Annotated in this window: 22 protein-coding genes; 18 read left to right on the forward strand and 4 right to left on the reverse strand. The window is 72.0% G+C overall.

All coding sequences use genetic code 11. The features are described 5' to 3' along the window. Positions 1-25: 25 nt before the first annotated feature. Positions 26-655 carry a TetR/AcrR family transcriptional regulator gene (locus ACIOD2_RS45915; protein WP_400551966.1) on the reverse strand — a complete coding sequence of 210 codons (630 nt, stop codon included), beginning with the start codon at positions 653-655 and terminating at the stop codon, positions 26-28. Between the two features lie 69 nt (positions 656-724). Here ACIOD2_RS45915 and ACIOD2_RS45920 point away from each other — a divergent pair, with 69 nt between their 5' ends. The 7 genes from ACIOD2_RS45920 to ACIOD2_RS45950 are packed head-to-tail and all read left to right on the forward strand — an operon-like array spanning position 725 to position 10,244. Continuing rightward, positions 725-1,876 carry an acyl-CoA dehydrogenase family protein gene (locus ACIOD2_RS45920; RefSeq protein ID WP_400551967.1) on the forward strand — a complete coding sequence of 384 codons (1,152 nt, stop codon included), beginning with the start codon at positions 725-727 and terminating at the stop codon, positions 1,874-1,876. 8 nt (positions 1,877-1,884) lie between these two features. Then, positions 1,885-3,450, forward strand: coding sequence for an AMP-binding protein (locus tag ACIOD2_RS45925; protein WP_400551968.1), 1,566 nt, complete (start codon positions 1,885-1,887; stop codon positions 3,448-3,450). After that, a complete protein-coding gene (locus tag ACIOD2_RS45930) occupies positions 3,447-5,045 on the forward strand; it encodes an acyl-CoA carboxylase subunit beta (protein WP_400551969.1) in 1,599 nt (532 codons plus the stop codon). Before ACIOD2_RS45925 ends, ACIOD2_RS45930 begins: the two co-directional genes overlap by 4 nt. Positions 5,046-5,049: 4 nt before the next feature. Continuing rightward, positions 5,050-7,002 carry an acetyl/propionyl/methylcrotonyl-CoA carboxylase subunit alpha gene (locus ACIOD2_RS45935; protein ID WP_400551970.1) on the forward strand — a complete coding sequence of 651 codons (1,953 nt, stop codon included), beginning with the start codon at positions 5,050-5,052 and terminating at the stop codon, positions 7,000-7,002. Next, positions 6,999-7,745: an enoyl-CoA hydratase/isomerase family protein gene (locus tag ACIOD2_RS45940; RefSeq protein ID WP_400551972.1), complete on the forward strand. Its 747-nt coding sequence runs from the start codon at positions 6,999-7,001 to the stop codon at positions 7,743-7,745. The genes ACIOD2_RS45935 and ACIOD2_RS45940 overlap by 4 nt, the downstream gene beginning before the upstream one ends. A 1-nt stretch (position 7,746) precedes the next feature. Beyond that, on the forward strand, positions 7,747-8,526 hold the full coding sequence (locus ACIOD2_RS45945) for a TIGR03084 family metal-binding protein (protein ID WP_400551973.1): 780 nt from the start codon (positions 7,747-7,749) through the stop codon (positions 8,524-8,526). After that, positions 8,523-10,244 (forward strand): acyclic terpene utilization AtuA family protein, encoded by a 1,722-nt coding sequence (locus tag ACIOD2_RS45950; RefSeq protein ID WP_400551974.1) that lies wholly within the window; start codon positions 8,523-8,525, stop codon positions 10,242-10,244. Before ACIOD2_RS45945 ends, ACIOD2_RS45950 begins: the two co-directional genes overlap by 4 nt. A 275-nt stretch (positions 10,245-10,519) precedes the next feature. Here the strand turns inward: ACIOD2_RS45950 and ACIOD2_RS45955 are convergent, their stop codons facing one another. Both ACIOD2_RS45955 and ACIOD2_RS45960 read right to left on the reverse strand, forming a co-directional pair. After that, the gene (locus tag ACIOD2_RS45955; RefSeq protein ID WP_400551975.1) at positions 10,520-10,897 is read right to left on the reverse strand and encodes a hypothetical protein; all 378 of its coding nucleotides are present in this window, start codon (positions 10,895-10,897) and stop codon (positions 10,520-10,522) included. Positions 10,898-10,968: 71 nt separating this feature from the next. Then, a complete protein-coding gene (locus tag ACIOD2_RS45960) occupies positions 10,969-12,009 on the reverse strand; it encodes a PucR family transcriptional regulator (RefSeq protein ID WP_400551977.1) in 1,041 nt (346 codons plus the stop codon). Positions 12,010-12,112: 103 nt separating this feature from the next. Here ACIOD2_RS45960 and ACIOD2_RS45965 point away from each other — a divergent pair, with 103 nt between their 5' ends. Further along, the gene (locus ACIOD2_RS45965; RefSeq protein ID WP_400551978.1) at positions 12,113-13,075 is read left to right on the forward strand and encodes an alpha/beta hydrolase; all 963 of its coding nucleotides are present in this window, start codon (positions 12,113-12,115) and stop codon (positions 13,073-13,075) included. A gap of 3 nt (positions 13,076-13,078) precedes the next feature. Here the strand turns inward: ACIOD2_RS45965 and ACIOD2_RS45970 are convergent, their stop codons facing one another. Then, positions 13,079-13,924: an alpha/beta hydrolase fold domain-containing protein gene (locus ACIOD2_RS45970; protein ID WP_400551979.1), complete on the reverse strand. Its 846-nt coding sequence runs from the start codon at positions 13,922-13,924 to the stop codon at positions 13,079-13,081. A 787-nt stretch (positions 13,925-14,711) separates the two neighbouring features. Here ACIOD2_RS45970 and ACIOD2_RS45975 point away from each other — a divergent pair. The 10 genes from ACIOD2_RS45975 (at position 14,712) to ACIOD2_RS46020 (ending at position 26,173) form a co-directional block, all read left to right on the forward strand. Next, positions 14,712-15,722: a LacI family DNA-binding transcriptional regulator gene (locus tag ACIOD2_RS45975; protein WP_400551980.1), complete on the forward strand. Its 1,011-nt coding sequence runs from the start codon at positions 14,712-14,714 to the stop codon at positions 15,720-15,722. Then, positions 15,719-16,660 (forward strand): carbohydrate ABC transporter permease, encoded by a 942-nt coding sequence (locus ACIOD2_RS45980; RefSeq protein WP_400551981.1) that lies wholly within the window; start codon positions 15,719-15,721, stop codon positions 16,658-16,660. Before ACIOD2_RS45975 ends, ACIOD2_RS45980 begins: the two co-directional genes overlap by 4 nt. 3 nt (positions 16,661-16,663) lie before the next feature. Next, positions 16,664-17,491 (forward strand): carbohydrate ABC transporter permease, encoded by an 828-nt coding sequence (locus ACIOD2_RS45985; protein ID WP_400551982.1) that lies wholly within the window; start codon positions 16,664-16,666, stop codon positions 17,489-17,491. A 35-nt stretch (positions 17,492-17,526) separates the two neighbouring features. Beyond that, positions 17,527-18,810, forward strand: a complete 1,284-nt coding sequence (locus ACIOD2_RS45990; RefSeq protein ID WP_400551983.1) for an ABC transporter substrate-binding protein — start codon at positions 17,527-17,529, stop codon at positions 18,808-18,810. A gap of 13 nt (positions 18,811-18,823) precedes the next feature. Continuing rightward, complete coding sequence (locus ACIOD2_RS45995; protein WP_400551984.1) at positions 18,824-19,987, forward strand: ADP-ribosylglycohydrolase family protein; 1,164 nt, start codon at positions 18,824-18,826, stop codon at positions 19,985-19,987. Further along, positions 19,984-21,285 carry an ADP-ribosylglycohydrolase family protein gene (locus tag ACIOD2_RS46000; RefSeq protein WP_400551985.1) on the forward strand — a complete coding sequence of 434 codons (1,302 nt, stop codon included), beginning with the start codon at positions 19,984-19,986 and terminating at the stop codon, positions 21,283-21,285. Before ACIOD2_RS45995 ends, ACIOD2_RS46000 begins: the two co-directional genes overlap by 4 nt. Positions 21,286-21,394: 109 nt before the next feature. Next, positions 21,395-22,276, forward strand: a complete 882-nt coding sequence (locus tag ACIOD2_RS46005) for a ribokinase (RefSeq protein ID WP_400551986.1) — start codon at positions 21,395-21,397, stop codon at positions 22,274-22,276. Continuing rightward, positions 22,273-24,156 (forward strand): SUMF1/EgtB/PvdO family nonheme iron enzyme, encoded by a 1,884-nt coding sequence (locus tag ACIOD2_RS46010; RefSeq protein WP_400551987.1) that lies wholly within the window; start codon positions 22,273-22,275, stop codon positions 24,154-24,156. The genes ACIOD2_RS46005 and ACIOD2_RS46010 overlap by 4 nt, the downstream gene beginning before the upstream one ends. Then, positions 24,153-25,361 carry a CaiB/BaiF CoA transferase family protein gene (locus ACIOD2_RS46015; RefSeq protein ID WP_400551988.1) on the forward strand — a complete coding sequence of 403 codons (1,209 nt, stop codon included), beginning with the start codon at positions 24,153-24,155 and terminating at the stop codon, positions 25,359-25,361. The genes ACIOD2_RS46010 and ACIOD2_RS46015 overlap by 4 nt, the downstream gene beginning before the upstream one ends. After that, complete coding sequence (locus tag ACIOD2_RS46020) at positions 25,358-26,173, forward strand: HpcH/HpaI aldolase/citrate lyase family protein (protein ID WP_400551989.1); 816 nt, start codon at positions 25,358-25,360, stop codon at positions 26,171-26,173. The genes ACIOD2_RS46015 and ACIOD2_RS46020 overlap by 4 nt, the downstream gene beginning before the upstream one ends. Positions 26,174-26,213 lie beyond the last annotated feature (40 nt).

Here is a 26,213-nt window from a genome sequence, read left to right on the forward strand (position 1 = left end):
GCCAGCTCACCAAATCAAGAGAAAGTTATTCGCCATTCACTGAGGCGGGTGGTGTCGGCGTGACCCCGAGGCAGGCGTGGGCCATTTCGTCGAGCAGGACCGCGAGCCGGTCCGGGGCGAGGCCGCTGCGGAAGAACAACGTCGACTGCACCGCGCCGATCGCCGCGTGCACGGCCAGGCGCAGCTCGCCGTCGGCCAGGTCGGGGCGCAGCGGGGCCAGCACGTGCACCCAGTCCTCGAGGTAGTGCCGCTGCGCCCGGCGCAGCCGCCGCCGGTCCTCCTCGGGCAGGTTGTGGATTTCGCGGTGGTAGACCGCCAGCACGGTGCGGTCCTCGATGGCGACCCGGACGTGATCCCTGATCAGGCCGGACAACGCGGCCCGGTCGCCGGGCGCGTCGGCGAGCAGCGCCGCGGCGCCGTCCTGCAGCCGGGCCATCACGCGGTCGAGCAGCGCGACCAGGATCGCGTCCTTGTTTTCGAAGTGCCGGTAGACGCCGGATCCGACGATGCCGGCCTCCGCGCCGATGTCGGCCATGCCGATCGCGTGGAACCCGCGCCGCGAGGTGAGCTCGGCGGCGGCGGTGAGGATCCGCTCGCGCCGCTCGGGGTCGCGCCGCCGCCGGGTGGCCGGGGATGCCGAGGGAACTGCCGTCATCTTGTCATCCTCGCAGACGGGCGCTACGGTGCGCTATAAGTGAATATGAAATCACTAAGGAGCGTCGGCGTGGACGTGTTCGAGAGCGACGAGGACCGCGACCTCCGGGCCGCGGTCGGCGCGATCGCGGCCCCGTTCGGGGGCAAGTACTACGTCGAACACGCGCGTGAAGGCCGTGAGTGCACCGAGCTGTGGCACGCGCTCGGCGACGCCGGGTTCATTGGTGTCAACATCCCCGAGGAGTACGGCGGGGGCGGCCGCGGCCTGGCCGAGCTGACCATCGTCATCGAGGAGAGCGCCGCGAAGGGCGCGCCGATCCTGCTGCTGCTCGTCACCGAAGCCATCTCCGCCGAGGTGATCACCGAGTTCGGCACGCCGGAGCAGCGCAAGGAATGGCTGCCCGGCCTGGCGAGCGGCCGCGCGAAGGTCGTCTTCGCCATCACCGAGCCCGACGCCGGCTCCAACACCCACAAGCTGACGACGACCGCCCGCCGCGACGGCGACGACTGGGTGGTCGACGGCGAGAAGTACTACATCTCCGGCGTCGACACCGCCGACGCGCTGCTGCTCGTCGCCCGCACCGGCCGCGACCCCGGCGGCACCGCGCAGCTCTCGCTGTTCCTGGTCCCGGTGGACGCCCCCGGCCTCACGGTGATCCCGCTCCCGGTGGACGTCATGCTCCCGGAGAAGCAGTTCACGCTGCACTTCGACGGTGTCCGCCTGCCCGCGTCGGCGCTCGTCGGCGAGGAGGGCGCGGGCTTCCGGCAGGTCTTCCACGGCCTCAACCCCGAACGCATCACCGGCGCCGCGCTCTGCGTCGGCATCGCGCGCTACGCGCTCGACGTCGCCGCCCAGTACGCCCGCGAGCGGACCGTGTGGGACCAGCCGATCGGCGTCCACCAGGGCGTCTCGCATCCGCTGGCCAAGGCCAAGATCGAGACCGAGCTGGCCGCCCTGATGACGCACCGGGCCGCCGCGCTGCACGACGCCGGCCAGCCGGCGGGGGAGGCGTCGAACATGGCCAAGTACGCCGCCGCGGAGGCCGCGCTGGCCGCCGTCGACGCCGCGATCCAGACCCACGGCGGCAACGGCGTCTCGGCCGACTTCGGGCTGCTGCCGTACTGGGGGCTGGCCCGGCTGCTGCGGATCGCCCCGGTGAACCGCGAAATGATCCTCAACTTCGTCGCGCAGCACAGCCTCGGGCTGCCCCGGTCCTATTAGGAGGACTGATGACGGACCACAACCTCGTCCACCGGGTCAACGTCGGGGACGCGCTGACCCGGGTCGCGTTCGGGCGTCCGGAGGCCCTCGCCGTGGTCGACGGCGACCGCCGCTGGACCTACGGCGAGTTCGACACGTGGGTCAACCGGCTCGCGCACGGCCTCACGGCGCGCGGTTACACGACCGGCGACGTCCTCGCGCTGGCCTCGGCCAACAGCGCCGAGTTCCTCGCCGTCTACTACGCCTGCGCGAAGCTCGGGCTCGTCTGCGTGCCGATCAACCTCGGCTGGCGCGGTGACGAAGTCGCTTACGTGCTTGGGCATTCGCAGGCGCGCGGCATCGTCGTGGAACGCCAGCTCGCCGGCGTCATCGCACCCGCCGTGGCTCAGGTGCCCGGGGTCACCGACGTGTTCCTCGCGCCCGGCACCGGCGGCGAAGCCACCGGGCTGGACCTCGACGACGTGCTCTCGGACGACACGACGTCACCCGAGGTGGTCGTCGAGGACCGCGCCCCACTGTCCTATCTGTACACGTCCGGGACCACGGCGTCGCCGAAGGGCGTGGTCGGCACGCACCTGGGGATCCACCTGGAGTCGATGTCGGCCGCGCTGGACTCCGGCTGGCGCGCCGACGACCGGTTCGTCGCCATGATGCCGATGTTCCACACCGCGCAGCTCAACGCCTTCTGCACCCCCGCGATCGTCGTCGGCGCGACGATCTTCGTGCACCGCGGCTTCGACCCGGAACGGTTCCTCGACACGATCGAACGCGAGCGGATCACGCAGGTCTTCGGACTGCCGATGATGTACCGCGCGGCGCTGGAGCACCCGTCGTTCGGCGCGCGCGACCTGTCGTCGCTGCGCCGTGCGGTCTACGCGATGGCGCCGATGCCGGAGGCGCAGATCAAGGCGTGCCTCGACGGCTTCCGCTGCGACTTCGCGCTGCTGTTCGGGCAGACCGAGATGAGCCCGATCACGACGTTGTTCCGGCCCGAGCACCAGCTTTCGCACGTCGGCGCGGTCGGCACCCCGCTCACCGGTGTCCAGGTCGGCATCATGGACCCGGACGGGAACCTGCTGCCGCGCGGCGAGCAGGGCGAGATCGTCTACCGGGCGCCGTCGGCCATGCAGGAGTACCTGCAGAACCCCGAGGCGACCGAGGAGGCGTTCCGGTACGGCTGGTTCCACTCCGGTGACGTCGGCCGGTTCGGGCCGGACGGCGTGCTGTGGTTCGCCGACCGCTACAAGGACGTCATCAAGACCGGCGGGGAGAACGTTGCCTCCATCGAGGTCGAGCGGGCCGTCTACGACACCGAGCCGGACGTCGCCGAGGTCGTGGTCGTCGGGCTGCCGCACGAGCGGTGGACCGAGGCCATCACGGCGGTGGTCGTGCCCAAGCCAGGAGCGCGGATCGACGCCGAGGAGCTGCGGCTGCGGCTGAAGGACCGCCTGGACGGTTACAAGGTCCCGAAGGCCGTGATCGTCACCGACGAGCTGCCGCGCACGTCCACCGGGAAGATCCAGAAGAACCTGGTCCGGGACAAGCACTCCGGGCACTACGGGGGCACCGAATGACGGTCCTGAAGACCCTGCTCGACGTCTCCGCCGAGAGCTACGCGGCCAACCGGAAGGCCCAGCTCGAAGCCCTGGCGCGGCTGGAGGAGCAGCTGGAGCTGGCCATCGCCGGCGGTGGTGAGCGGTACGTCCAGCGCCACCGCGACCGCGGCAAGCTCCCGGTGCGTGAACGCCTGGAGCTGCTGCTCGACCCGGACAGCCCGTTCCTGGAGCTGTCCGCGCTCGCCGCGTGGGGCACCGACTTCACCGTCGGCGCCTCGGTGCTCACCGGAATCGGCGTGGTGTCCGATGTGGAGTGTGTGGTCATCGGGCACGACCCGACCGTCCGCGGCGGGGCGATGAACCCGTACTCGCTGCGCAAGACGTTGCGGGCGCTGGAGATCGCCCGTGTCAACCGGCTGCCGGTGGTCAACCTCGTCGAGTCCGGCGGCGCCGACCTGCCGACGCAGGCCGACCTGTTCGTGCCGGCCGGGCGGATCTTCCACGAGCTGACCGAGCTGTCTTCGCTGGGCATCCCGACCCTGGCGATCGTGTTCGGCAACTCGACCGCGGGCGGCGCGTACGTGCCCGGCATGTGCGACTACGCCGTGCTCGTCGACCAGCAGGCCAAAGTGTTCCTCGGCGGGCCGCCGCTGGTCAAGATGGCCACCGGCGAGGAGGCCGACGACGAATCGCTCGGCGGCGCCGACATGCACTCCCGCGTCTCCGGCCTCTCCGACTACTTCGCGGTCGACGAGCGGGACGCGATCCGCCTCGGCCGGCGCGTGCTGTCCCGGATCAACTGGCGCAAGCTCGGCCCCGCGCCCAGCCGGACGCCGGAGCCGCCGAAGTACGACCCCGAGGAGATCCTGGGGATCGTCCCACCGGACCCGAAGGTGCCGTTCGACCCGCGCGAAATCCTCGCCCGGACCGTCGACGGCTCGGACTTCGACGAGTACAAACCGCTCTACGGCACCTCGCTGGTGACGGGCTGGGCGAGCATCCACGGTTATCCGGTCGGCGTGCTCGCCAACCACCGCGGCGTGCTGTTCAGCGAGGAGGCCAAGAAGGCCAGCGAGTTCATCCTGCTCGCCAACCAGACCGACGTCCCGCTGGTGTTCCTGCAGAACACGACCGGCTACATGGTCGGCACCCGCTACGAGCAGGGCGGCATCATCAAGGACGGCGCCAAGATGATCAACGCCGTCACCAACAGCACGGTGCCGCACCTGACGGTCAACATGGCGTCCTCGTTCGGCGCCGGCAACTACGGCATGTCCGGACGCGCGTACGACCCGCGGCTGATGTTCGCCTGGCCGGGCGCGAAACTCGCGGTGATGGGCGCGGCCCAGCTCGCGGGCGTGATGTCGATCGTCGGCCGCAATTCGGCCGCGTCGCAGGGGAAGCCGTTCGACGACGACGCCGACCGGGCGCGCACCGCCGCGATCGAGGCGCAGATCGAGACCGAGTCGCACGCCTTCGCCGTCACCGCAAGGCTTTACGACGATGGCATCGTCGACCCGCGCGACACCCGGGACGTCCTGGGCATGTCGCTGTCCGCCGTCCACTCCAACCGCGTCGAGGGCCGTCGCGGCTTCGGCGTCTTCCGGATGTGAGCCGATGATCGCGAAACTGCTCGTCGCCAACCGCGGGGAGATCGCCGCCCGGGTCATGCGCACCGCGCACGACCTCGGCATCTCGACCGTCGCGGTCTACTCCGACCCGGACGCGGGTGCGCCCTTCGTCCGGCTCGCCGACGAGGCCGTCCGGCTGCCCGGATCCGCCCCTGGCGACACCTATCTGCGTGCTGACCTGGTGATCGCCGCCGCGCGCGCCACCGGGGCGGACGCCGTCCACCCGGGGTACGGGTTCCTGTCGGAGAACGCCGGGTTCGCGCGCGCCTGCGCCGAAGCCGGGCTGACGTTCGTCGGGCCGTCACCCGAGGCCATCGCGTCGATGGGCTCGAAGATCGAGGCCAAGGCGCTGATGGACGCGGCCGGGGTGCCGGTGCTGCCGGGGGCGACCGTCACGGACGAGACCGACCTCGCCGCCGTGGCCGCGTCGATCGGTTTCCCGGTGCTGGTGAAGGCCGCGTTCGGTGGTGGTGGCCGCGGGATGCGCGTGGTGCACGACTCCGCCGGGCTGTCCGAGGCCGTCGAGGGTGCTCGGCGGGAAGCCGCGTCGGCGTTCGGGGACGGCTCGGTGTTCCTGGAACGGTTCGTCGTCGACCCGCGGCACATCGAGGTCCAGATCCTCGGGGACACCCACGGCGAGGTGGTGCACCTGTTCGAGCGGGAGTGCTCGATCCAGCGGCGGTACCAGAAGATCGTCGAGGAGTGCCCGTCGCCGGCGGTCGACGACGCGCTGCGCGCCGAGCTGGGTGCCGCGGCCGTCGCCGCCGGGAAGGCCATCGGCTACACCGGCGCGGGCACCGTCGAGTTCGTCCTCGACCGCGACGGCCGGTTCTTCTTCCTCGAGGTCAACACGCGGCTGCAGGTCGAGCACCCGGTCACCGAGCTGGTCACCGGCCTGGACCTGGTGGAGCTGCAGCTACGCGTGGCCGAGGGTGAGCCGTTGCCACCTTCGGTGCTGGGTGCCCGGATCGACGGGCACGCGATCGAGGTCCGGCTCTACGCCGAGGACGTCCCGGCCGGGTTCCTGCCCGCCACCGGCACGCTGCACCGGTTCCGCGTCCCGCCGCTGCGCGGGGTGCGGGTCGACTCCGGCGTCGAGGACGGGTCCGTCGTGGGCCCGCACTACGACCCGATGCTGGCCAAGGTGATCGCCCACGGCCGGACCCGGCGTGAGGCCGCGCGGACGCTGGCGCGGGCGTTACGGCAGGCCGAGCTGCACGGCGTCACGACCAACCGGAACCTGCTCGCCGGGATCCTGGCCGAGCCGGAGTTCCTGGCCGGGCACACCGATACCGGCTACCTGACCCGGCACGACCCGGCCGCGCTCGGCGCGTTTTCCGGCGGTGCCCGGCAGGCGGTGGCCGCAGCTCTGGCCGCCCAGGCCCGCCACCGGCTTGCCGCGCGGGTGGTGCCCGAGATGCCGTCCGGGTGGCGCAACGTCGGTGGCGCGCCCCAGCGCGTTGCCTACACGGTTGGTTCGGAAACCCTGGAGGTCGCGTACTCGCTGCGCCGGTCCGGCCTGCGCGTCACCGTGAACGGCGAGCCGCTCGGCGGCCTGGTGCGGCTGCTGTCCGCGTCACCTTCGCTGGTGGAGCTGGAGATCGACGGGGTCCACCGCACCTACGCCGTGCAGACGGTGGCCGGTGTGTCCTATGTGGATGGCGCGGACGGGTCGGCCGCGCTGACCGAGGTGCCGCGGTTCGCCGATCCGGACGCTGCGACGGCCGCGGGGTCGTTGCTCGCCGCCATGCCCGGTGCGGTGGTGCGGGTGCTCGCCGCGTCCGGCGATGCCGTCACCGCGGGGCAGCCGCTGGTCGTGCTGGAGGCGATGAAGATGGAGCACACGGTCGCGGCCCCGGCCGACGGCGTTCTCTCGGACCTGCGGGTGAGCCAGGGTGACCAGGTCGACACCGGCCAGGTGCTGGCGGTCGTCTCGTGAGCGTCACCTACGAGGTCGACTCCGGCGTCGCCTGGCTGACGATCGATCGGCCCGAAGCCCGTAACGCGCTGTCCAAAGAGGTCCGTGACGGCCTGTGGGAGGGGACCCGGCGGTTCGTTGACGACGACTCGGCGGCCGTGCTCGTGCTGACCGGCGCGGGGGACAAGGCGTTCTGCGCGGGCGGTGACCTCAAGGAGATGGCCGAGACGGCCCTGGAGATCCCGCCGCCGGACTTCCTGCCCGTGTTCGGCCGGAACGTCGACGTCCCCAAGCCGACGATCGCGGCGGTCAACGGCGTCGCGTACGCCGGTGGGTTCCTGCTGGCCCAGCAGTGCGACCTGGTCGTGGCCGCTTCGCATGCGCGGTTCGCCGTGACCGAAGTGAAGGTGGGCCGCGGGGCGCCGTGGGCCGCGCCGCTGTCGTGGCTGGTGCCGCCGCGGATCGCGATGGAGATCCTGCTGACCGGCGATCCCTTCGACGCGCAGCGAGCCCGGGAGGTCGGGCTCGTGAACGACGTCGTACCCCTGGGCGACCTGCGGTCCCGGGCGCAGGCGCTGGCCGAGCGGATCGCGGCCAACGCGCCACTGTCGGTGCGGGCGGCGAAGCGGACGGCGTACCTCCAACGTCAGGACGTCTACGACCGCGCCGACGAGATCTGGGCCCCGGTGTACCGCTCGCGGGACGCGCAGGAAGGTCCTGCGGCGTTCCGCGAGAAGCGCACGCCCGTGTGGGAAGGACGCTGACATGCCCGTATCCCAGGACGCCCTGCTCGACGACCTCCTCGCCGAGAGCGCCGACGTCGAGGCCATGCTCGCCCCGCTCGACGACGACGGCATCGCGCGGCCGACCCCCGCGGTCGGCTGGGACATCCGGGACCAGGTCACGCACCTGGCCTTCTTCGACGAAACCGCGACCCAGGCAGTCGTCGACCCCGAAGGCTTCCGGGTCGCGGCCGCCGCGCTCATGGCCGACGGTATGGACTTCCCCGACCGCGTCGCCGCGCAGCACAAGGGACTGGGCGCGGCCGAGGTCCGCGAGTGGTTCCGGCGCGCGCGAGCGGAGTTCGTCACGGCGTTCCGAGGCCGCGATCCCCGCGCGCGGCTGCCCTGGTACGGGCCGGACATGAGCGTCGCGTCGTCGGTCACCGCGCGGATCATGGAGACCTGGGCGCACGGGCAGGACATCGCCGACACGCTCGGCGTGACGCGTGTGCCGACCGACCGGCTGCGGCACATCGCCCACCTGGGCGTCTCGACGACGGCGTTCAGCTTCGGGCTCCACGATCGTCCGGCGCCGGTGGTCCCGATCCGGGTCGTCCTGCACGCGCCTTCGGGCGACCGGTGGACGTGGGGTGACGGCGCCGCCGCCGACCGCGTCGAAGGCACCGCGCTCGACTTCTGCCTGACGGTCACCCAGCGCCGGCTCGCCTCGGACACCGGCCTGGCGGTGCGCGGGCCGGTGGCCGAGGAGTGGATCGGCATCGCCCAGGCCTTCGCGGGCGCGCCGGGGCGGGGACGCGGGTGAAGCGCCCGGTCCGGATCGCGAACTGCTCCGGCTTCTACGGCGATCGCCTCGAAGCGGCGCGGGAGATGGTCGAGGGCGGCCCGATCGACGTCCTCACCGGCGACTACCTCGCCGAGCTGACCATGCTGATCCTCTGGAAGGCCCGCCAGAAGGACCCGTCCGCCGGGTACGCGAAGACGTTCCTCACGCAGCTCGAGCACGTCCTCGGCACTTGCCTCGAACGCGGCATCCGGATCGTGGCGAACGCCGGCGGCCTGAACCCGGCCGGGCTGGCCGCGCAGATCGAGGCGCTGGGCCTGCGGCCGAAGATCGCCTATGTGGACGGTGACGACCTCGTCGATCGCCTGCCGGATCTGGCGCACCTCGACACCGGCCGCAAGCTCTCCGAGGCCGGCGTGAAACCGTTGACCGCCAACGCTTATCTCGGCGGCTGGGGCATCGCGGCGGCGCTGGAGGCGGGCGCGGACGTCGTCGTGACCGGGCGGGTCACCGACGCTTCGCTGGTCGTCGGCCCGGCCGCGTGGTGGCACGGCTGGACTCCGGGGGACGTCGACGAGATCGCCGGGGCGATGGCCGCGGGGCACGTGATCGAGTGCGGCCCGCAGGCGACCGGCGGCAACTACGCGTTCTTCGACGAGGTCACCGACCGGCGGTACCCGGGCTTCCCGATCGCCGAGGTCGAGGCCGACGGCTCGAGCGTCATCACCAAGCACGCCGACACCGGGGGACTGGTCTCGGCCGGGACGGTCACCGCGCAGCTGCTGTACGAGATCGCCGAACCCGCGTACGCCGGGCCGGACGCCGTCGCGCACTTCGACAGCCTGTGCCTTTCCGAGGAGGAGCCGGACCGCGTCCGGATCAGTGGGACCCGCGGCAGCCCGCCTGGTGAACAGCTCAAGGTCGCGCTGAACTACGACGGCGGTTACCGCAACACGATGACCCTGGTGCTCACCGGCGACCGCATCGAGGAGAAGGCCGCGTGGGCCGAGCAGCAGCTGTTCGACCTGCTGGGCGGCAAGGAGCAGTTCGCCGAGGTCGACGTCACCCTGCTGCGGTTCGACCACCCGGGTTCGCCGGTCAACGCCGAGGCGACCGCGCACCTGCGGATCACGGTGAAGGACCCGGACGCCCGCAAGGTCGGCCGCCGCTTCTCCAATACCACGATGGAACTCGCCCTCGGCGGTTACCCGGGCTTCCACACGACGACCCCGCCGACCGCGGAGAGCGCTTTCGGCGTCTACTGGCCGGCTTTGGTGCCCGCTGACTCGGTGGAGCACCGGGTGACCCTGCCCGACGGTTCGCGGCTCGTGATCCCGCATCCGCCGACCGGGCCTTCGGTCTCCTTGCCTCCGGTTTCTTTTGAGGCGCGGGACTTCGGGCCGACGCGGCGGGTGTCGCTGGGCACGATCGCGGGTGCTCGCTCGGGTGACAAGGGTGGCAACGCCAACGTCGGCTTCTGGACGCGTACCGACGACGAGTACGCGTGGCTGCGCGGATACCTGGACGTCTCACGCTTCCGCGAGTTGCTGCCGGAGGCTCGTGAACTGGAGATCCGCCGGTTCGAGCTGCCGAACCTGCTGGCGTTGAACTTCGTGGTGGTGGGAATTCTCGGGGACGGCGTGGCGTCGGCGACGCGGCCGGACCCGCAGGCGAAGGGGCTCGGCGAGTACCTGCGGAGCCGGCCCGCGGACGTGCCGGTGTCGTTGCTGGAGGCGTGACTCAGGTTTGCCGCGGGTCGGGCTTGGCGGCCTGCCGGTGTTGGCGCGCCGGCCGGTGTCGCGCGCCTGAGGTTCGTTGACGGCGGTCCTGCCATGCGTCCCAAGGCGGCCTTGGTTGCGTCTCGCGCACCGAAGGCCGCCTTCGGTGCGCGAGGACCCGGGACCCGTGGTGATCGGTGTGGCGGCAGGGGCTTCTGAGGTTGCTGTGCCGCGGCCGCCTGGGCGCTTGTCGGAGCGCAGGCGGGCAACGCTGTTCCAGCGCGGGCCGGTGTGGCTCAGGCGTTCATCCAGTCCGTGCAGGTCCAGGTGGGTGTCTTCCAGCAGCCGCGGAAGATGGTGATCGGGTTCGCGGCGGTGCCCGGCGTCTTCGAACTGCAGCCGGAGCTGCTGCCGTTGGCGTCGTCGACGCCGCTTCCGCCGCCGCTGCGGGTGCGCCACTCCGTGCGGAAGCCGTAGCTGTCACTCCAGGTGTCGCAGGAGTACACCCGGGTGTGGCTGTTGGTGATCCCGCCGTAGCCGCAGCGGAACTGTTGCTGGTACCCGCAGCGGACGACCTCGGCGAGGGCGTCGTGCGCCGATGCGGCGGGCGCGATGGCGATGGTTCCGGCGGCGGCCAGCAGGGTCGCGGCGACGAGGGTCGGGAGTTTCGGCACGTGTCCTCCTAGGGGGATGTCCGTGCCGTCCACTCCGGAGGGCCGGTGACGGTTGAGCCCGGGTCCGGGCGTCACCCGTTCGGCGCAGTGTCCACTTCGGACGGTCCGGCGTCACGCAGCCGCCGCAGCATCAGGGCCAGGTGCAGGCGGAAGCGGCCGGCGGGGGAGTCGACGTCGAAGCCGAGCACCGAGCCGGCTCGGGCCAGCCGCGTGGGCATCGTGCTGTGGTGGCGGTGCAGGACGGCCGCCGCCTTGCGGGCCGAGCCCGTCGCGCAGAGGGCGGTGAGGGCGGCCAGGATGTCGTCGCCGTGGGGGTCGGCGGCCAGGCGGTCGAGGGCCTGGACGTCCGGAAAGGAGCCGAGATCCGCCGGGCCGAGTACCCCGGCCAGCTCGGCCAGGCTGCCGAGCCGGTCCCACCACACCACGGGCTCGGCGTCGGCGGTGAACCGCAGGGCCGTGCGCGCGGACTGCCAGGAGCGGGCCAGGTCGAGGGCCGGCACCGCCGGGCCGACGCCGATCCGGGCACCCGGCGGCGCCGTCTCGGGTCCGTCGGCGGTGAGCACGGCCCGCACGTCGCCGAAGGTGGCGGACCGGCCGGGGAGATCGGCACCGGTGGCCGCCAGCACGCGCAGCCGGGCCGTCGTGCCGAGGCCGAGCAGGTGCAGCGCCCGCGACCGCTCGGCCGTCCCGATCCCGTCGGACAGCACCAGCTCGACCAGCGCGGGGTCGCCGAGCGCGGGCAGCGGCACGCTGGTGTGCTCCAACAGGACGGCGGTGGCGATCGCGAAGCGCTCCAGCAGGATGTCGTCGAGCGGGGTCGGCGCGCCTTCGCGGCAGACCCAGACCACCACGCCACCCTCCAGGGGGCGCACGGCGGCCCCGGCGGGCACCCGGCCCGAGGCGGTGACTTCGGCGTCCGGCTCCGCCCGCAGCGCCAGGCCCTGCCCGGGGGCGTGCACCCCGGCCGGGCAGCCGGCGAGGCGGGCCGTGCTGCGCACGAGGACGTCGAGACTCGCCCGATCGGTGATCAGGCGGTCGAAGAACCCGATCACCCGCACCGCGTTCTCGGCGTCGGCGTCGAGTCCGGACAGCCTCAGCAGCAGGCCCTTCATGAGGCCACGATAGGCGCGTCCGCCGCCGGATGGCGAGGCCCGGGCCGCCAACCCCCGCCGCGTGGCGGTGGCGACGGCGCCGGCGCGAGCCGAAGATCGGAGCATGACCTACGCGATCGATCCCGAGCTGCTGCCCTGGCTGGACATGCTCCCCGCGGTGACCCTGCCCGATTACGACGCCCTCCTGGCCGCGCGCGCTTCGATGTCGCAGCTGCAGGAGGTCATCCCGGCCTACGAGCCGGTGCACCCGGTCGACGTCCGCGACACGACCGTGCCCGGGCCCTCCGGCGCCCCCGACGTCCCGGTGCGCGTGTACGGCCCGGCCGACCGGGAAGGCGCGGTGCCCGCCCTGGTCTACATCCACGGCGGCGGGTTCATCCTCGGCGACCTGGACATGTTCCACGCCTCGCTGCTGCACCTGGTCGACGAACTGGGCATCGTGATCGTGTCGGTGGACTACCGGCTCGCGCCCGAGCACCCGTTCCCCGCGCCGGTCGAAGACTGCTACGCGGCCCTGACCTGGACCGCGGCGAAGGCGGCCGAACTGGGCATCGACCCGGAACGGATCGGCGTCGGCGGCGAGAGCGCGGGCGGCGGGCTCGCCGCCGCGACGGCCCTGCTGGCCCGCGACCGCGGCGGCCCGGTGCTGCGCTTCCAGTACCTCGGCATCCCGGAGCTGGACGACCGCCTGGAGACTCCGTCGATGACCGCGTACGTCGACACTCCGATGTGGAACCGGCCGAACGCCGTCTACAGCTGGACGAGCTACCTGGGTACCGAGCCGGGCGGCGCCGACGTCTCGCCGTACGCCGCGCCCGCCCGCGCCACGGACCTCGCCGGGCTGCCGCCTGCGTTCGTGAGCACCTGCCAGTTCGACCCGCTGCGCGACGAGGGAATCCAGTACGCGCAACGCCTTCTGCAAGCCGGGGTGACCACGGAGCTGCACCACTACCCGGGCACCTTCCACGGGTCCTCGATCATCCAGGACGCGGCGATTTCGCGCCGGATGCTGGTCGACGAGGTGGCCGCGCTGCGCCGCGGGCTCGGGGTGACGGCGAAGGACTGAAGCTCAGGTGAGGCGCTCGCGCAGGAAGCCGACGCCGGATTCGGTGGCCTGCTGCAGTTTCTGCCTGCTGTAGAAGTGGCCGGCGCCGTCCAGCCGGATGAGGTCGGCGTCGGCCCCGGCACGCCAGTACGCCGCGACGAGCGCCTCGCTGTGCGCGATCGGGATGCCGAAGTCGTCGGTGCCGTGCACCAGCTGCAACGGTGCGGCGGTGGCCGAGACGTGCAGCAGCGGGCTCGCCGTCGCGTCCGGCAGCCAGTCGTGCGGGTCGTGGCCGGTGCGGTGCAACGACGTCCCTTCCGGGGGCGGCGGGATGTGCGTGAAGTCCGTCGGGGGACTCCACGCGACCGCCGCGGCGAGCCCGCTCGACTCGCCGGTGACGCCGAGATCGCCCTCCAGCTCGGTGTGGTCGGCCGTCACCGCGAGCATCGCGGCGAGGTACCCGCCCGCGGAGTGCCCCCAGGCCGCGACGCGCCCGACGTCCACCCCGAGTTCGGTGCCGTGCCGCCGGATCCAGCGGACCGCGGCCTTGACGTCGTGCAGCTGGGCCGGGAAAGCGGCTTCCCGGCCCAGCCGGTACTGGGCTCGCGCGACCGCGAAACCGTGCGCCACCAACGTTTCCGTGACGTGGTCGCCGATCCGGCCGTGCTTGTGCGAGCCGGCCGCGAGCGCGCCGCCGTCCAGGAACACCACCACCGCGGGCGGCGCCCCGGCCGGGACGATGAGGTCCAGCAGCAGGGGCCGGTAGCCGGGCAACGGCGCGACGAGCGCGTCGCGGTAGGTCACCCGCGCTCCGGCGCGCTCGGCTCGGGGGAGGGCGAACGCGGCGAGGGGAGCACGGGGCGTGAGCACGGGACCACTATCGGGACCCGGCCGGGGGTGTGGCGAGCAGTACCACGATGCGGGAGGAATGCCGCGTTTCGCCGGGGCTGGTCCCGGGGTCCGGCCGGTTGGTTCGGGCCGCGTTGACCGGCTGACTCGGCGCAACGGCCGATCAGCCGACCGCGGCGGCCGGCAAGCCGACCTCCGGGGTGGCGAACACGCGGCAACCAGGGCTGCGAAAGCTCGGACATCGGTGTGGTGGCGAACGGACCACGTGCTGAAAGGGGCATCACACGTGACTGGAGGGGCATCACCCGTGATTGGAGGGGCATCACACGTGATTGGAGGGGCATCACCCGTGATTGGAGGGGCATCACCCGTGATTGGAGGGGCATCACCCGTGATTGGAGGGACATCACACGTGATTGGGGCGGCATCACGTGTGATTGGAAGGGCATCACTTGTGATCGGGGGACGACACGCGGCGGCGGCCCGTCCGGCTCGGCGCCGGATAGGTCAACGCGGCGCCCGAGGTGACTAACCCGCCGCTCGGGGCGGCCAACGCGGCGCCCGCGGCGGCCAATTCGCCGACCACAGTGCCCGACTCGCCCGCGGAGGCTCGGTCACCGATGCCTTGGCCGACTCCAGGCCGGTCCGAGAGCCTGGCTGCGCAACCCCTTACCCGGCGTGTTCCGGTGGTTGACACAACCGCCGGTCGAGTGTCAGGATCGGCGTCAATCCAGTTGGAAACGTTTCCATCTTCCGCTTCCGCAGGTTGGAAACGTTTCCAGGCTCTCGATCCGAGGTAACAGCGACGATGACGTCAACACGCGCCACGCTCATCCAGGTGGCCGAGCGCGCGGGGGTCTCCCTGGCCTCGACCTCCCGTGCCCTGCACGGCACCGGGGCGAGCCCGGCGATGGTCGAGCGCGTCCGGGCCGCGGCCGCCGAGCTCGGGTACAGCGCGGACGCCATCGGCCGCTCGCTGCGGATGAAGAAGACCTTCCAGGTCGCCTTCGCGGTCGCGGACATCGGCAACCCCGTCTACGTCGAGATGATGCGGGCCATCCACGCGGTCCTCGAACCGCACGGCTACCGGGTCGTCGTGATGAGCACCGGCGACACCGCGACGTCGACCACCGAGCTCGTCCGGAGCCTGAACAGCGGCTTCGTCGACGGCATGATCGTCACGCCGCTGCGCACCGACGACCGGCTGATCGCGGAGATCCAGCAGGCGCCGGTGCCGGTCGTGGTGATCGGCCGGGCGCTCGACGACCGTGGCATCAGCTCCGTTTCGACGGACTCCGCGGGCGGGATCGGCCAGGCCGTCCGCCACCTGCACACCATCGGCCGCCGCCGGCTCGGTTTCCTCAACGGCCCGCTCGACACCACCCCCGGTGCCGCGCGCCAGCGGGGGTTCGACGCCGTCACCCGGGAGATCACCTTCGACCGGGCGGACCAGGAGATCGCCGCCGACTTCACCGTCACCGCCGGGCTCGACGCGGCCCGCCTGCTGCTCGCCCGCGGCCCGGTCGACGCGCTCGTGGCGGCCAACGACCTGCTCGCCATCGGCGCTATCCGCGCCGTGCGCGAGCTCGGACTGTCCGTGCCGGAGGACGTCGCGGTCACCGGGATGGACGACACCGAGATCGGCCGGGTCTTCCAGCCGAGCCTGACCAGCGTCTCCCTCGGCTCGACCGAACGCGGCCGCGCGGCCGCCGGGATCATGCTCCAGCTCGCCGACGACCCGGACCGCGCGGCCCAGCAGATCGCCGTCGGCCCGGAGCTCGTGGTGCGCGAGTCCTCGACACCGGGGAGTGCGTGGTGACGGCACCGGCCCTGAAGGAACGTCCCGTGCGGACCAAGGCGAAGCCGGCGCGGCAGCGCAGCCGGCGGCGTGAGGCGATCGGGCTCGTGCTGCCGTCGCTGATCCCGATCCTCGTGCTCAGCGTCGCGCCGATCGTCGTCGGGATCTTCCTCGCGTTCACCGACGCGCGCCTGGTGCGCCACCCGGACTACGCCTTCGCCGGCATCGACAACTTCACCAAGCTCGTCGACAACTCGCTGTTCTGGGACTCGCTGCGGATCGGCATGATCTGGACCGTCGGGGTCACCGTGCTCCAGCTCGCCGCCGCGATGGGCCTGGCGCTGCTGCTCAACTCCGGCCTGCGGCTGCAGGGCCTGACGCGGGTGCTCGCGCTCGTGCCGTGGGCGATGCCGCCGGTCGTCGTGGCGATCATGTGGCAGATGATCTACTCGGCCAACGGCGGCCCGCTCAACGCCTTCCTCGGCAGCGTCGGCCTGCCCAGCGACATCAACTGGCTCGGCGACTTCTCGTTCGCACTGCCCGCGGTGATCGTCGTCGGTGTCTGGGTCGGCATGCCGCAGACGACCGTGACGCTGCTGGCCGGCCTGCAGCAGATCCCGGCCGAGCTGCACGAAGCCGCGGCGATGGACGGCGCCGGCGCGTGGCGGCGGTTCACGGCGGTGACGTGGCCGAGCCTGCGCCCGATCGTCACGTCGATCACCTCGCTCAACTTCATCTGGAACTTCAACTCGTTCTCGCTGGTCTACGTGCTGACGGCGGGCGGGCCGGGCGGCAAGACCATGGTCCCGGTGCTGTTCGTCTACCTGGAGGCCTTCAAGAACCGCGAGATCGGCTACGCCGCGGCGATGGGCCTCGTGCTCGTCCTCGTGGTGGTGCTGATCCTCGCCGTCTACCTGCGGTCGCAGTTCCGCGACGACCGCGCCGGAAAGGGGCGCTGAGCGATGCGCGGACTCGTGCGCCCGGCCCAGTACGTGGCCCTCGCGCTCTACATCCTGTTCCTCGGGTTTCCCCTGCTGTGGCTGATGTCCGCGTCGGTGAAGTCGTCCGGCGAGCTGAACTCGCTGTCGGTGAGCCTGCTGCCGAGCGAGTGGCACTGGGAGAACTACAGCGAAGCTCTCGAGAAGCAGGGCTTGATCCGGTCGGCGGCCAACAGTCTCGTCGTCGCGCTCGCGTCGACCGCGCTGGCCGTGCTCATCGCCGTGCCCGCCGCGTACGTGCTGGCCCGCCTGCGGGGCAAGCTGCGCGTCGCCGGGGTCGCCTGGATCCTGGTCAGCCAGGTGTTCCCGGTCGTGCTGATCATCCTGCCGCTGTTCCTGATCCTGCGGACGCTCGGGCTGGCCGACAACCTCGTCGGCCTGACCCTGGTGCACACGACGTACATGCTGCCGTTCGCGCTGTGGATGCTGCAGGGGTACGTCGCGGCGATCCCGGTGGAACTCGAAGAAGCCGGGGCGATGGACGGCGCGAGCCGGCTGACCGTGCTGCGCACCATCGTGTTCCCGCTGCTGGCGCCCGGCGTCGTCGCGACGGCGATGTTCAGCTTCGTCTCGTCGTGGAACGAGTTCTTCTTCGCCCTGGTCCTGCTGCAGACGCCGGAGAACTACACCCTGCCCATCACGCTCAACATGTTCGTCGGCGGCGAGGGCAAGGTCGCCCTCGGCCCGCTCGCGGCGGGCGCCGTGCTCGCCGCCATCCCCAGCATCGTCTTCTTCAGCATCCTGCGCCGGAAGCTCACCAGCGGCCTGATGGCCGGGGCGGTGAAGGGATGACGCACTCCACCAGAGAATCCTCGAAAGGTCGGTCGATGAAGACACGACGCGCGGTGGTCGCCGCCTGCCTGATGGTCACCAGCCTGCTGCTCGCCGCGTGCGGCAGCGGCAGCGGCAGCGGGGACAGCGGCGACGGGCCGGTCACCCTCACCTTCCAGTCCCTTTCGGACCAGCCGGCCGCGATCGCGCAGACGCAGAAGATCGTCGGTGACTGGAACAAGGCGCACCCGGACGTCCAGGTCAAGATCGTCCAGGCGGGCTGGGACGGCGTCTACGACAAGCTGATCACCCAGTTCAACGCGGGCACCGCGCCGGACGTCGTGCACTACGAGGCGGCGAGCATCGCGCCCTTCGCCACCGACGGCTACCTCGCGGACCTGACCCAGTACCTGCCGGCGGAGAAGAAGGCGGACATCCCGAAGGGCGTCCTCGACTCGGTGACGGTCGACGGCAAGGTGGTCGCCTTCCCGACCGAGCTGCAGTCCTATGTGGTCTTCGCGAACAAGACCCAGCTGCAGCAGGCCGGCGTGACGATCCCGACCGGCGCCACGATGAGCTGGGACCAGCTGCGCCAGATCGCGAAGGCGACGACCAAGGACGGCAGGTTCGGCCTCGGCTGGGGCCTGTCCAGCCCGACGGCGGCGTTCGTCGCGCTGGCCCCCGGCTTCGGCGGGAAGTACTTCGAGGGCACCGGAAACGACGCGAAGCTGTCCGTCGGACAGGGTGAGCAGGCGCTGCCACAGCTCGTCGACGCGATGGCCCACCAGGACCACTCGATCATGCCGGTCACGCTGACGCAGTCCGGGACGAAGGCTCTCGCGCCGTTCTACGCCGGCCAGATCGCGATGACCGTCCAGGGTTCCTACCAGGCGGCCAACATAGAGAAGGACGCGCCGAAGGGATTCGACTGGGTCGTGCTGCCGCCGCTGGCCGGCTCGGCCGGGCCCGCGCAGGCCGCCAACCCGCAGACGCTGTCGGTGAACAAGGACTCCGGCCACGTCAAGGAAGCCGCCGAGTTCGTCGACTTCTTCACCAGCACCGACAACCTCGCCGCGATGAACGAGGCCGACGCCCTGATCCCGCCGACGACCTCGGCGCGCCAGGCGCTGACCACGAAGCTCGGCACGAAGAACGGCTGGGGCCCGATCCTCGCGTCCGGTCAGTACCTGACCTCGGCGCCGTACCTGTTCGCCGGCAAGTACGCGCAGTGGAAGGACACCGTCGCGACCCCGGCGTACCAGCAGTTCCTCGGACAGAAGATCGACGCGGCCGGCTTGGCCAAGCAGCTGGAAGACGGCTGGAAGAGCGTCAGCAAGTGACAGGAGCGGATTCTTGACCTGGCTGGAAGACCGGGCCGTCGCGGTGATCACCGGAGCGGCCGTCGGGGACGCGCTCGGCGGCGCCACCGAAGGGTGGACGCCCGAGCAGATCGAAGAACGGCACGGCGGACGGGTGACCGGCGTTGTCGGCCCGTGGTACCCGGACTGGCGGGACGCCCGCCCGATCGCGCCGTACCACAAGGGCGACGGGCACGTCACCGACGACACCCTCATGACGCGGGCGCTCGTCGAGGTGTACGCGAAGCGCCGCGAACACCTCGACGCGTACGCCATGGCCGAGGACCTGGTGCCGCTCATGATCGGCGAGCCGCGCTGGGTGCCGGAGCTGGAGTCGACGGCGCTGCTGCTGCAGCGGGTGTTCCTCGCGGAGAAGTGGATCGTCGCGAGACTCCACTATGGACACGTCGACCCGCGGGAAGCCGGTGTCGGCAACGTCGTCAACTGCGGCGCGGCGATGTACGTCGCGCCCGTGGGGGTCGTCAACGCGGGTGACCCGCGGGCCGCGTACGCCGAGGCGATCGACCTGACGGCGGCACACCAGTCGAGCTACGGCCGGGAAGCGGCGGGTGTGCTGGCCGCGATGGTCGCGGCCGCGGTCGCCCCGGGCGCGTCGCTCGACGACGTCGTCGCGGCCGGGCTCGACGTGGCCCACGACGGGACCGCGGCGGCGCTGCGGGCCGTCGTCGACGAGTTCGGCGGCTGGACCACCGCCCCGGCCACCGACGACGAAGAGCGGGCGCTAGCCGCGCGTGTGCGGGAGACGGTGGCGCCGTTCGACTCGGTCGGTCCGCACTACCGGCAGATGTCGATGGACGCGCGGCGCCCGTCGCGGACCAAGGCGATCGAGGAGCTGCCGGCCGCGCTGGCGTTCGTCCTCGCGCACCGCGGCGACTTCCGCGGCGCGGTGCTCGCCTCGGTGAACTACGGCCGGGACGCCGACTCGATCGCGGTGATGGCGGCGGCGCTCTGCGCGGGCCTCGGCGGCACGGCCGTCGTGCCGAAGGAGTGGGTCGACACGATCGGCGACGCCAGCCGGATGGACCTGCGCGAGACCGGGCACCTGCTGGCCTCGGCGGCCGCGGACATCCTGCGCGCCGACCGGGAGCGCGCGCTCGCCCGGGTTGCGTCCCTCGACGTGCTCGGCGGCGCCGCGTGAGGCTGACCTGGGCACAACCGGAGGACCTCCTGGCCCACGAGCTGGTCCAGTCGGCCGCGGAGGGCAAGGACGTCTCGGCCGTCCGGGACCGCTGGGTCGCGGCGGGCGGTGATCCCGTCCCGGTGGTGAGCGGCGCGGGTCCCGGGGCGGCCGAGCTGCGAGCGCTCGCTCGGGAACTGCTGGACGAACTGGACGCGCTGCCGGGTATCGCGGAGCCGTCGTGGGATTCGCTCGGCCTGTCGGCGCCGGTTCTGCCGCGTGGCGGGACGGACCGGCTGCTCGGCGCCTGGACCGGCCGGGCCGCGGGGTGCCTGCTGGGCAAGCCGGTGGAGAAGATCCCGCGCGAGGGCATCGAGGAGATCCTCCGCGCGACCGGCCGCTGGCCGCTGTCGGGCTGGTTCACCGCGGCAGGCCTGCCGGCCGAGGTGGCCGCGCGGTGGCCGTGGAACCGGCGTTCGGCGCCGACCTCCCTCGAGGAGAACATCGACGGGATGCCCGAGGACGACGACCTCAACTACCCGATCCTCGCGCTCACCCTCCTGGAGACGCACGGACGCGACTTCGGCACGGACGACGTCGCGCAGCTGTGGCTGGACAACCTGCCCGCGGGCCGGGTGTTCACGGCGGAGCGGGCGGCGTACCGCAACATCCTCGACGCGCGGCCTTCGCCGGCCACGTACCGGAACCCGTTCCGCGAGTGGATCGGGGCTTTGATCCGCGCGGACGTCTTCGGCTGGGTTTCGCCGGGTGACGTCCTTTCCGCGGCCCGGCTCGCCTGGACGGACGCCCGGCTGAGCCACACCCGCAACGGCGTCTACGGCGCGATGTGGGCGGCGGCCCTGGCGTCGGCGGCGATGGTGTGCTCGACACCGGACGAGGTCCTCGACGCGGCCGACGCGGTGATCCCCGCCGGGAGTTCCCTTGCTGCGGCAGTCGCGTTGGGCCGCTCCGCGGCTCTCTCGGGTGATGTCCGCACGGGCCTCGACCAGCTGCACGCGGCGTATGGCGACCTGCACTGGGTGCACGTGCTCAACAACGCCGCGGTGATCGCCTACGCGCTGGCCAAGGGTGGCGGCGAGTTCGGCCCGAGCGTCTCGATCGCGGTGACGGCGGGCTGGGACACCGACTCGGCCGCGGCGACGGTCGGGGGAGTGGTGGGCGCGCTGCGCGGTGTCGAGGGCATCGGCGAGTACTGGACGAAACCCCTGGACGGCCGCATCGCGACCTCGTTGCCTGGTGGGGAACGGCAGATCGCGGACTTGGCGGCCCGCACGGCGGCGCTGGTGGGGCAGTCATGACCGAGTGCGTGGTAGCGGTCGTGAGTGGTAAGGAGGGTTCTAACCCTCCTTACCACTCACGACCCTCGCGGGCGGCGCAGATCGGCACGGCGTTCGTGGGTGGTGTGGCGTGAGCGGGCGTGTGGTGGTCGTCGGGTCGGCGAATGTGGACCTTGTTGTTGATGTGCCTCGGCATCCGCATGGGGGCGAGACCGTTCTCGGGGACCGGCTGCGTCGCAGTCCTGGAGGCAAGGGTGCGAACCAAGCCGTCGCCGCCGCGTGGGCCGGGGGTGTCGATACCTCCTTTGTCGGGGCGCTCGGAGACGACGAGGCTGCCGATCTGCTGCTCGTCTCGCTCGGCGGCGCCGGTGTCCGCACCGATCTCGTCGCGCGCGTGGATGCGCCCACCGGGACCGCGTTCGTGACCGTCGATCAGGATGGGGAGAACGCCATCGTCGTCGCCTCCGGGGCAAATGACCTCCTGCAGCTCAATGACAAGCAAGCCGAGCGCATTGCCGAAGCCGATGTCGTGCTGGCCCAGCTGGAGATTCCCCTCGACGTCGTGACCGAAGCCGCCGCGGCACGCAAAGCCGGGGCTCTTTTCGTGCTCAATGCCGCGCCGTCGCGTGAGTTGCCGCCGGAGCTGTGGGCCGCGGTCGACATCCTCGTCGTCAACGAGCACGAGGCCGCCGATCTCGCGGGTACTCCCGAAGCCCTGCTGGACCGTGTACCGGTGGTTGTGGTGACACTGGGCGGCGAGGGCTGTGTCGTTCTCCGGCGCGAGCAGGAACCGAAGCACGTCAACGGGATTCCGGTTCAGGTCATCGACACGACCGGCGCCGGGGACACCTTCTGCGGTGTGCTCGCGGCCGGGCTCGCCCGTGGTCTCGACGTCGAAGCGGCCGCGCGGCTCGCGACCGCGGCCGGCGCCCTCGCCGTGACGCGGCCCGGGGCGCAGACCGCCGTGCCGTCCGCCGAAGAGGTCGCGCTGCTCGGAGGAAAGGTGTCATGACCGTCCCGTTCGACCCGCTCGTCCCGCGGCCGATCGACCGGCCGACGCCGGTGCGCGGCCTGCTGTCCGAATTGGACGAAGCCAAGATCCTCGCCGCGCCCGACGACCCGGCCGACCGGCCCGCGTGGCGCGCGAAGCTCCACGCCTGGCGCGAAGACGCGCGAGCCCGCCACGGCTACACCGGCGAGGCCTACGCGCGTCCCGGCGCGGCCTGGGCGGCGACCTGTTACAGCGTCGCCCAGGTGTGGCTGTGGGACGAGCTGCTCTACTCGTTCGACGACCACCGCTTCACCCCCGAGCGGTTCCTCGAAGACGCCCGCGAGCGCTTCGGCGGCCTCGACGCCGTCGTCCTCTGGCACGCCTACCCGGTGATCGGCCTCGACGACCGCAACCAGTGGGACTTCTACCGCGACGTCCCCGGCCTGAAGGCCCTCGTTGACGACCTGCATCGAGCCGGGCTGCGCGTGTTCGTCGACTACAACCCGTGGGACGTCGGCACCCGCCGCGGCGAGGACGACCTCATCGAACTGGCCGCGCTCGTCGCCGACCTCGACGCCGACGGCGTTTTCCTCGACACCCTCAAGAAGGCCGAGCCCGAGTTCGTCGAACGGCTCGAAGCGGCCAAGCCGGGGCTCGTCCTGGAGGGCGAGTCGAAGCTCGCGGTCGAGCGGATCGAGGACCACGCCGCGTCGTGGGCGCAGTTCTTCGCCGACTCGCCCGTGCCCGGTGTCCTGCGCGCGCACTGGTACGAGCGGCGGCACATGCAGCACCACGTCCGCCGCTGGCACCGCGACCACACCGAGGAACTGCAGTCGGCGTGGCTCAACGGCGTCGGCGTGATGGTCTGGGAAGTCGTCTTCGGCGTGTGGGTCGGCTGGTCCCGCCGCGACGCCGCGACCGTGCGGCGGATGGTGACCGTCCAGCGCGCGGCGAGCGACCTCCTGCTGAACGGCGACTGGACACCCCTCGCCGACCTGGCACCCGGGCTCCACGCGTCGAGCTGGGAGCAGGACGGCGTGACATTGTGGACGATCGTCAACCGCGGCGACACCGACTACGAGGGCTCGCTGCCGGGCATCGACCTCCTGGGCGGGGTTCCGGCCCGGGGGATCGGGGCGGCGCTGGAGGTCGCCGAAGGCGCCACCAAACCCGCGTGGCTGCACGACCTGGCGACCCCCGAGCACGACCCCGACGCCCGCTTCCCGCACCGGCTCGCGACGCGCGTCAGTCCACAAAGGACCACTGGTGAACCCGAGCCGGACGCCGTGGTCGTCCCTCAAGGACCGTACGTCCTGACCGTCCGCTACCGCGCCCGCGAAACCGGGATGTACCAGGGCGCGCCCTACGTGGACGAATGGAAACCGCTCCCGCCCCGCCTGCACGACGCCCGGACGCTGCAACGCGAGGGTGAGCTGCCGACGCCGGTCGCCGTCGCGGTCACCGAGGTGACGAGCGCCCAGTTCGCCGAGTTCGTCGAGACCACCGGCTACCAGCCGGCGGACCCGCACCGATTCCTGGCGCACCGCGGCGGGAGGGACGAGCCGGTGACCTACGTCGACCTCGGCGACGCCCGCGCGTACTGCGCCTGGCGCGGCGGAAGGCTGCCCACCGAGGACGAATGGCAGCTGGCGGGGGAGACCGGCGGCCTCGAACGCGGCACGCCGGCGGTGTGGAACTGGACGGAAAGCGAACACTCGGACGGACGGACGCGTTTCGTGATGCTCAAGGGCGGCAGCGACTACCGGGCCGAAGGCTCCGAGTGGTACGTCGAGGGCGGCCGCCGCGAACCGGCGTACAGCGTCAAGCTCCTGCTGCCCGGACTCGGCCTCGCCCGCGCGGCGACGGTCGGTTTCCGGTGCGCCTGGGACGTGACGGCATGACCGTCACCCGCGACCCGGAAAACGGCGCCCTCGCCGGGCTGCGTGTCGTCGACGCCTCGACGTTGTTCGCCGGCCCGATGGCCGCGATGCACCTGGGCGACATGGGTGCCGAGGTGATCAAGGTCGAGCACCCGCGCAAACCCGACCCGTCGCGCAGCCACGGCGCCGCCAAGGACGGCGTCAACCTGTGGTGGAAGACCCTGGGCCGCAACAAGCGCACGATCACCGCCGACCTCGGCAGCGAAGGCGGCCGCGAGGTGTTCCTCGCGCTCGTCACCAGCGCGGACGTCGTCATCGAGAACTTCCGCCCCGGCACGCTCGAACGCTGGGGCCTCGGTTATGACGTCCTCGCCGACTGGAACCCGCGGCTTGTGCTCGCCCGCGTCACCGGCTTCGGCCAGCTGGGCCCCTATCGCTCACGTCCGGGATTCGGCACGCTGGCCGAGGCGATGAGCGGGTTCGCGGCGACCACCGGCGAGCCGGACGGCCCGCCGACGCTGCCGCCGTTCGGGCTCGCCGACGGCGTCGCGTCGCTGGCCACGGCGTACGCGATCATGGTCGCGCTGGCGTCGCGTGAACGCAGCGGGCGCGGGCAGGTCGTCGACACGGCCATCATCGAGCCGATGCTGGCCATGCTCGGGCCGCAGATCACACGCTGGGACCAGCTGCGGACCGTCCAGCCGCGCACCGGCAACCGGTCCACCAACAATGCGCCGCGCAACACCTATCGCACCGTCGACGGCCAGTGGGTCGCGGTCTCCACCTCGGCCCAGTCGATCGCCGAGCGCGTCGTCCGGCTGGTCGGGCGGCCCGACCTGGCCGACGAGCCGTGGTTCGCGACCGGTGCCGAACGCGCACAGCACGCCGACGAACTCGACGAGGCCGTCGGCACGTGGATCGGGCAGCGCACGCGCGACGACGTCGTCGCCGCGTTCGAGCAGGCCCAGGCCGCGGTTGCGCCGATTTACGACGCCGCCGACATCGTCGAAGACCCGCAGTTCCGGGCCCTCGGCACGATCCACGAGATCGACGACCCCGAGCTGGGGCCGATGCTCATGCAGGGCCCGCTGTTCCGGCTTTCGGACCACGACGGCGTCATCGGCTTCACCGGCCGGCCGCACGGCGCGGACACCGACGCGGTGCTGGCGGAGCTGGGCTTCGCGCCGGACCGGGTGGCCGAGCTGCGGGACCGGGGTGCGGTGTGAGCCCGCCGCTGACGTTCCTCTACGCGCCCGCCGACCGGCCGGACCGGGTGCGCAAGGCCCTGGCCTCCGCGGCCGACGTCGTGCTCGCCGACCTCGAGGACGCGGTCGCGCCCGGGCGCAAGGACGAAGCGCGGGAGAACACGATCCTGCTGCTCGGTGAGGTGGCGCGGCCGGTCCAGGTGCGCGTCAACCACCCGACCACGCCGTGGCACGCCGCCGACCTCGCGGCGGTCGCGACCCTGCCGCCGGAAGTGGGGGTGCGACTGCCGAAGGTCGAGTCGCCGGAGGAGATCCGGGCCGTCGCGGCCGCCGTGCCGGACCGCGCGCTGCACCCGCTCATCGAGTCCGCACTGGGCATCGAACGCGCACTGGAGATCGCGACGGCGTCCCCGCGGATCGCGTCGATCGGCCTCGGTGAGGCCGACCTGCGCTCGGACCTGGGTGTGGCCGACGACGCCGGGCTGACGTGGGCCCGCAGCCGCGTGATCGTCGCGGCCCGGGCCGCGCGGCTGCCGCCGCCCGCGATGTCCGCCTACGTCAACGTCCGGGATCTCGACGGCCTGGCCGAGTCCTGCCGAGCGGGCAGGGCGCTCGGCTTCCGCGGCCGCACGGCGATCCACCCGGTGCAGCTGGAGACGATCCGCGCCGCGTTCCTGCCGACGCGTGAGGAGGTCTCCCGGGCGCGGGAGGTCATCGAGCGGGTCACGGGCGCGACGGCAGCGGGTGTCGGCGCGATCGCCCTCGCCGACGGCACCTTCCTCGACGTCGCGATGGTCGAACAGGCGCGGACGGTGCTTTCGCTCGCGGAGTAGTGGCGCCCGCCCGGGGTTCGTCGACAGCGTCGGGCACGCC

Source organism: Amycolatopsis sp. NPDC088138, from assembly GCF_044741685.1.
GTDB lineage: Bacteria > Actinomycetota > Actinomycetes > Mycobacteriales > Pseudonocardiaceae > Amycolatopsis.

Coding starts and splice junctions, on each gene's coding strand:
- ACIOD2_RS45915 (WP_400551966.1), bottom strand. CDS start 655: ATGACGGCAGTTCCCTCGGCATCCCCGGCCACCCGGCGGCGGCGCGAC.
- ACIOD2_RS45925 (WP_400551968.1), top strand. CDS start 1,885: ATGACGGACCACAACCTCGTCCACCGGGTCAACGTCGGGGACGCGCTG.
- ACIOD2_RS45930 (WP_400551969.1), top strand. CDS start 3,447: ATGACGGTCCTGAAGACCCTGCTCGACGTCTCCGCCGAGAGCTACGCG.
- ACIOD2_RS45935 (WP_400551970.1), top strand. CDS start 5,050: ATGATCGCGAAACTGCTCGTCGCCAACCGCGGGGAGATCGCCGCCCGG.
- ACIOD2_RS45945 (WP_400551973.1), top strand. CDS start 7,747: ATGCCCGTATCCCAGGACGCCCTGCTCGACGACCTCCTCGCCGAGAGC.
- ACIOD2_RS45960 (WP_400551977.1), bottom strand. CDS start 12,009: ATGAAGGGCCTGCTGCTGAGGCTGTCCGGACTCGACGCCGACGCCGAG.
- ACIOD2_RS45965 (WP_400551978.1), top strand. CDS start 12,113: ATGACCTACGCGATCGATCCCGAGCTGCTGCCCTGGCTGGACATGCTC.
- ACIOD2_RS45975 (WP_400551980.1), top strand. CDS start 14,712: ATGACGTCAACACGCGCCACGCTCATCCAGGTGGCCGAGCGCGCGGGG.
- ACIOD2_RS45985 (WP_400551982.1), top strand. CDS start 16,664: ATGCGCGGACTCGTGCGCCCGGCCCAGTACGTGGCCCTCGCGCTCTAC.
- ACIOD2_RS45990 (WP_400551983.1), top strand. CDS start 17,527: ATGAAGACACGACGCGCGGTGGTCGCCGCCTGCCTGATGGTCACCAGC.
- ACIOD2_RS46010 (WP_400551987.1), top strand. CDS start 22,273: ATGACCGTCCCGTTCGACCCGCTCGTCCCGCGGCCGATCGACCGGCCG.
- ACIOD2_RS46015 (WP_400551988.1), top strand. CDS start 24,153: ATGACCGTCACCCGCGACCCGGAAAACGGCGCCCTCGCCGGGCTGCGT.